Origin of the sequence: Paraburkholderia sp. RL17-373-BIF-A (genome assembly GCF_046030175.1) — a bacterium.
Classification (GTDB): Bacteria; Pseudomonadota; Gammaproteobacteria; order Burkholderiales; family Burkholderiaceae; genus Paraburkholderia.
This window is the reverse complement of sequence record NZ_JARESO010000152.1, coordinates 1-4,808: the sequence shown is the minus strand read 5'-3', so window position 1 is coordinate 4,808 and position 4,808 is coordinate 1. Positions and strand designations below refer to the sequence as shown.

4 protein-coding genes are annotated in these 4,808 nt (G+C 56.3%); 3 read left to right on the top strand and 1 reads right to left on the bottom strand.

What is annotated here, in order from left to right:
* Nucleotides 1–443 precede the first annotated feature (443 nt).
* Nucleotides 444–1,475 carry a glycosyltransferase family 2 protein gene (locus P0D80_RS48650; protein WP_408183438.1) on the bottom strand — a complete coding sequence of 344 codons (1,032 nt, stop codon included), beginning with the start codon at nucleotides 1,473–1,475 and terminating at the stop codon, nucleotides 444–446.
* Between the two features lie 489 nt (nucleotides 1,476–1,964).
* Between P0D80_RS48650 and P0D80_RS48645 the strand changes: the two genes are divergently transcribed.
* From P0D80_RS48645 to P0D80_RS48635, 3 genes are all read left to right on the top strand, one after another.
* Nucleotides 1,965–3,452 (top strand): glycosyltransferase family 39 protein, encoded by a 1,488-nt coding sequence (locus P0D80_RS48645; protein WP_408295504.1) that lies wholly within the window; start codon nucleotides 1,965–1,967, stop codon nucleotides 3,450–3,452.
* A gap of 526 nt (nucleotides 3,453–3,978) precedes the next feature.
* Nucleotides 3,979–4,401 carry an NUDIX hydrolase gene (locus P0D80_RS48640; protein WP_408295501.1) on the top strand — a complete coding sequence of 141 codons (423 nt, stop codon included), beginning with the start codon at nucleotides 3,979–3,981 and terminating at the stop codon, nucleotides 4,399–4,401.
* On the top strand, nucleotides 4,398–4,661 hold the full coding sequence (locus tag P0D80_RS48635) for a hypothetical protein (protein ID WP_408295498.1): 264 nt from the start codon (nucleotides 4,398–4,400) through the stop codon (nucleotides 4,659–4,661). The genes P0D80_RS48640 and P0D80_RS48635 overlap by 4 nt, the downstream gene beginning before the upstream one ends.
* Nucleotides 4,662–4,808 lie beyond the last annotated feature (147 nt).

The window sequence follows — 4,808 nt, the reverse complement described above, 5'->3', positions numbered from 1 at the left end:
CTACGAAACGCCCGCCGAACGATTCCAGAAAACTATTGCATCCACCGGTTGAATCCGCCCACAGGTTTCGGACATTTAACTCCGCCGCAAGTTGAATTGGCCCAAGCAGCTCCGCGAAGGCCTGATCGAAGCGGTCTTGCGGCTGCAGTCCGCAGTAGCCTGAACTTTGACGAGCCAAAAGACGACTTTTCCATGGTCTCTTCGAGGCCTAGCAGAGTCCTCCGACTGTCGCCGGTCCAGCAATTGCAGACGCCGTCCGAATAGCCGCCTCAGTGACGATAGAATCCGTTCGCCCTGAATGAAAAACCGCGTTGAAGTCGGGACCGTACCCAGCTGTCTGTCAAATCCTGTCGAACGCGCGGAAATCAGACTTCGTTCACGACGCCGCACGCTGAGGCAGTCGCGCATGACCCAGTGGGCTGACCAAACTGGCGAGTGGATGTTTAGAGGACACGTGCACCAGAAGCGTCCGACGGATCCGGAAGCGAGGCTGTATGTTGCGCATGGACGTCTCGCCTGGGGGCGTAAGCGTGGCTGTCGGGCGCGCGGCTCGCTTGGTGGCGTCTGCGGACCAGATAGATAGGCCGCTGCTTGGACTCAAAGTAGATTCGGCCGACGTATTCGCCTATGACGCCGATCCCGATCAACTGCACTCCGCCAAGAAAAAGCATCATGCTGGCAAGGGACGCATAACCCGGTACCGGATTACCCTGGACAAGCGTCCGCACTACCAGAAATGCACCGTAGCAGAGCGCTGTGAGCGCAATCGTCACGCCGACGTACGTCCATACGCGCAGGGGTAACGTACTAAAACTCGTCAGGCCTTCGACGGCAAAATTCCAAAGCTTCCAGCCCGAGAACTTTGTCTTGCCTGCAACACGCGGCTCGCGCACGTATTCGACCACGGCGGACTTGTAGCCGACCCAGGCGAACAGTCCTTTCATAAAGCGTTGCCTTTCAGGCAAGCTACGCAATGATTCAAGTACTTCTCGCGTGAACAGACGGAAGTCGCCCACATTGTCGGGCAGATGCAAATTGGTCAGCGCATTATGCGCCTTGTAAAAGAGCGCAGCACATTTTCGCTTGGCGAAACTGTCAGTCGGTCGGTCGATGCGTTTCGCCAGCACGACATCGTGTCCCAGTCGCCATTTTTCGATGAGAAGAGGGATTACTTCGGGAGGATCCTGAAGGTCCGCATCGAACGGCACAATCAGATCACCGTTCGCTTCATCCAACCCGGCCGTAAGGGCGGCTTCCTTGCCGAAGTTGCGGGACAACTCGACAATCTTGATATGGCCGATCCTATGCCTGAACGCATGTAGCTTTGCGAGTGTTCCATCCTGGCTACCGTCATCTACACAGACAATCTCGTAGTCGAAACCGCTGAGAGTCGAGAGAACCGGCATAACGCGAGCAAAGAAGTAATCGGTGGTCTCTTCTTCGTTGTAAAACGGCACGACCAGTGAAAGCAGCATATTTCACCTTTCAAGACGGCAGACAACGTTTGTGCCGACACTCGCCAGCAAACAAACAGCCTATATCGCCGCCCGACCCGGTGACTGTGCGGCACCGACCATACAGGTCACATTTACGGTCGCATACTGATGTCGACGTATTCAGGCAAATCACAACGTAGTTCGTGAGAACTCTTCGCATTGCCGGGACGATTCAAGCCGCTCCCCGTCCCACAGGTGTGCAGTTCCCAAACGTCTATCCGTACCTGTCATGGTGACGGCGCATGCGCTTCGACATCCAATCTGATAGATGCAGGCACGAGGGTCGTATCACTCAGTTTGTAATGAAATGCAAATCTCCGGCACAACATGTGCGGCGAAAAGTGGACTAATTGGAGACGGTCTTTGGAACCTTCAGACTCAACGTCAACGTTTCCCTCTCCCGTTACAGGGTCGACGGCAGCCGGGTTGCGCGATGGCGCAGCCACTCGACTATCGTTCAGGTTGGCTGTGGGATCTATCGTCACCGTCGCCATCCTGTTGCGTGTGTTCCATCTCAATTATCTGTCCTTGTGGGTAGACGAGCTTTTCTCGAGGTACTACTACGATCTTTTCGGACCGCTGTACATGGTCACGCAAGGGCTCAGCGTCGAGCCGACGCCGCCTTTGTACTATTTCGTACTGGAGACCTGGATGAGCATGTTCGGTCACAGCGCTGCCGCCATGAGGTCGCTGTCGGTCGTCGCATCGATCATCGCGCTGCCGCTCGTCTATGCCGTTGCACAGGAGCTGTCCACGCGGACCGTGGCGCTAGTCGCAATCGCTCTCTTTGCGGTGTCGCCGATGGCCGTATTCTTTTCACAGGAAGCCCGCGTCTACATGCTGACGCTGATCCCTACATCCCTGATGCTTCTCGGTATCTCACGATACCTTCGTTGTCCGCGCGGGGCTGATCTGGGCTTGTACGGCGTAGGCGCGGTTATCGGTTTATACAGCCACGCAACACTGGCGTTCATGGTTGCCGCCTGCAATTTCGTAGTTGTTGGCTATCTGCTGTTCACCGCGTCCGCGGAACGCACGACGGCGTTGCGGGACTGGATTGTGACGAATGTCGTCGTCGGGATCCTTGCCGTTCCACTAATTTATTCGATGCTTACGATTGGAACGCACGGCACCGGATTATCGTGGATCGCCCCCCTTAGTCTGCACGACCTGACCATCTCGATGACGGCACTCGTTGCAGGAATGATTACGCCGCCGGAGGTCCCCGGTGCCGAGTTGACGGCGCTAGTGCTACTCGCCGCAGGCGCCGCGATCGTATTGGGAAAGATGCCACGACGACCGCTGGCGATACTTATCGGGATTCCTGCGGTTTTTATGATGCTGGTATTGGTTGCGAGTCTGAAACAACCGATTCTTTTGCCACGCATCCTGTGCTGGATGACGTTACCACTTTGCGTGACACTGGCGTACGCAACCGTTACCCCTTCGCGCGCGCGTGTGGCTGCACGCGCGACCGTGCTATTGACATTCGCGGTCGGCCTTTATTATCAACTCGCGCTGGCGGACGGAGCAAAGCCTCCGTTTCGCGAAATGTTTGCTCAGGCGCGCCCGAACCTGGCCCAAGCCGACGAAATCGTGATTGGGCCATGGACGCCGCCGCTGCCGTTGACATATTACGCCCCGGGACTCACTAACGTTCGAAAGTGGATGGATCCTTCGGCATCGGGAATTGAGGTGAAAGAGTTGCCTGAGCGACTCGGAATCCCGAAGATAGATCTTCAGCAGGTGCAAACCGACATCAGGTCGGGGAAGGTGGTGTGGCTGTTCACGAGTTCTCCAGACGAGCGGTTTTTGCCCCAGTGGCTAAACAGCGTGCCGTCGCCCGATCGCAGCTATAAGCCAGCGTGCCCTGCGCTGGCTCGCTACAACGGGAAGAAGGCATTTTTCTGTATCGCCATGTATGGCTGGAACGTCAACCATCCCTCTTCTCAATGAGGAGATAGCTTCGCTCGTGATACAACTTGCCGAAAATCTGTGATGGACCGTACTTTACGTTTTTTGCCAGCGGCAAAGTCTGCGCGCTCCAGCATACCGCGTAGAGCGACTTAATCGAAACATCCATAGTCCTGACCGGCGATCTACCGACGTTTGCGACAGAGTTCGCGCCCTGCGTAGACGGCTAAAGACAGGCCAATGAGCGTGGCCGCTACGGCCAACGATTCATCTTGCCATCCGGGGGGAACCGACAACGTCGCATAAAACCACAGGCCCATTCCGATTGCGGTCATGAGCAGGCCAAAGATAAGCCCCCACACCGGTCCGGCCGTATCAGATCTTCCTAATCTGTGAGACATTTTCATCGCTATACTCCCCGTTCCGCACCGACGTTTCCTTTGCCGCATCCTGCGAGTTCCGCATTCGCACGGTCTGAAGGTAGCGTACGCGTCCAAAATGACGCCTTCAACAACCTAAATTATCATCGAGGTCATTTAGAGTCTTGCGATCAAACGGACAGACACCAATGAAAGAGAGGGCAACCGTTTTGTGTGTCCGAGACAACCGTATTCTGCTGGTTGCCAGGGAAAGGTCGAGATGGGCGCTACCGGGCGGAAGAATCCGTCGGGACGAAGCGTCCCATGAAGCCGCGTTGCGGGAGCTGGAAGAAGAGACCACGCTCGTCGCAGATGAGCTGATGTATCTTTTCCAGTTTAACGGCTTCAACACGCAGCACCATGTCTTCTTCGCTGAGATGGGGCCTCACCTGACCGCGCAGCCCAGCAACGAAATTGCGAGGTGCAGGTGGTTCGCCCCGGTCAAAATCGCGACGCTTTCCGCCAGTGTGCCTACGCGTGGCATCGTGGAGCTTTTCTGTCTACATATCGCGGCTCTGACACCGGACGATGTCCGTCGGATGTCGCAGCAGATGGACCAGGTGACCCCATGAGCCGCACTTATCACTATCACGGATTCGATATTGAAGTGGCCGTTGAGGCTGACTTCAGTTGGAAGGCCGGACCCAAGGGGACAACCAGCGTCGGATTTGTGGCGGTCGTGAGGATCAGCAAGGCCGGTGCATCCGTCGCTGTCTTCTCCCCACTGCGATTTGGCGAATCCCAAGGCAAGCCATTTCTCGGTGAGGCCGATGCGCTGATGGGCGGCTATAGTGCGGGACGACGTATTGTCGATGACTTGTTCAATTCGTAACCCTGTGCCCAGATGCCCCTGCCGCACAGAAAGCCTGGCAGTCATCCATCCGTTTTTCCGACGCTCTAAATGGTTGCGATGGCTCCATGACCGGCCATTCGGTAGCGCCGGACGACTGTCTCCTCGTGGCCGATACTGTTGAAAAAG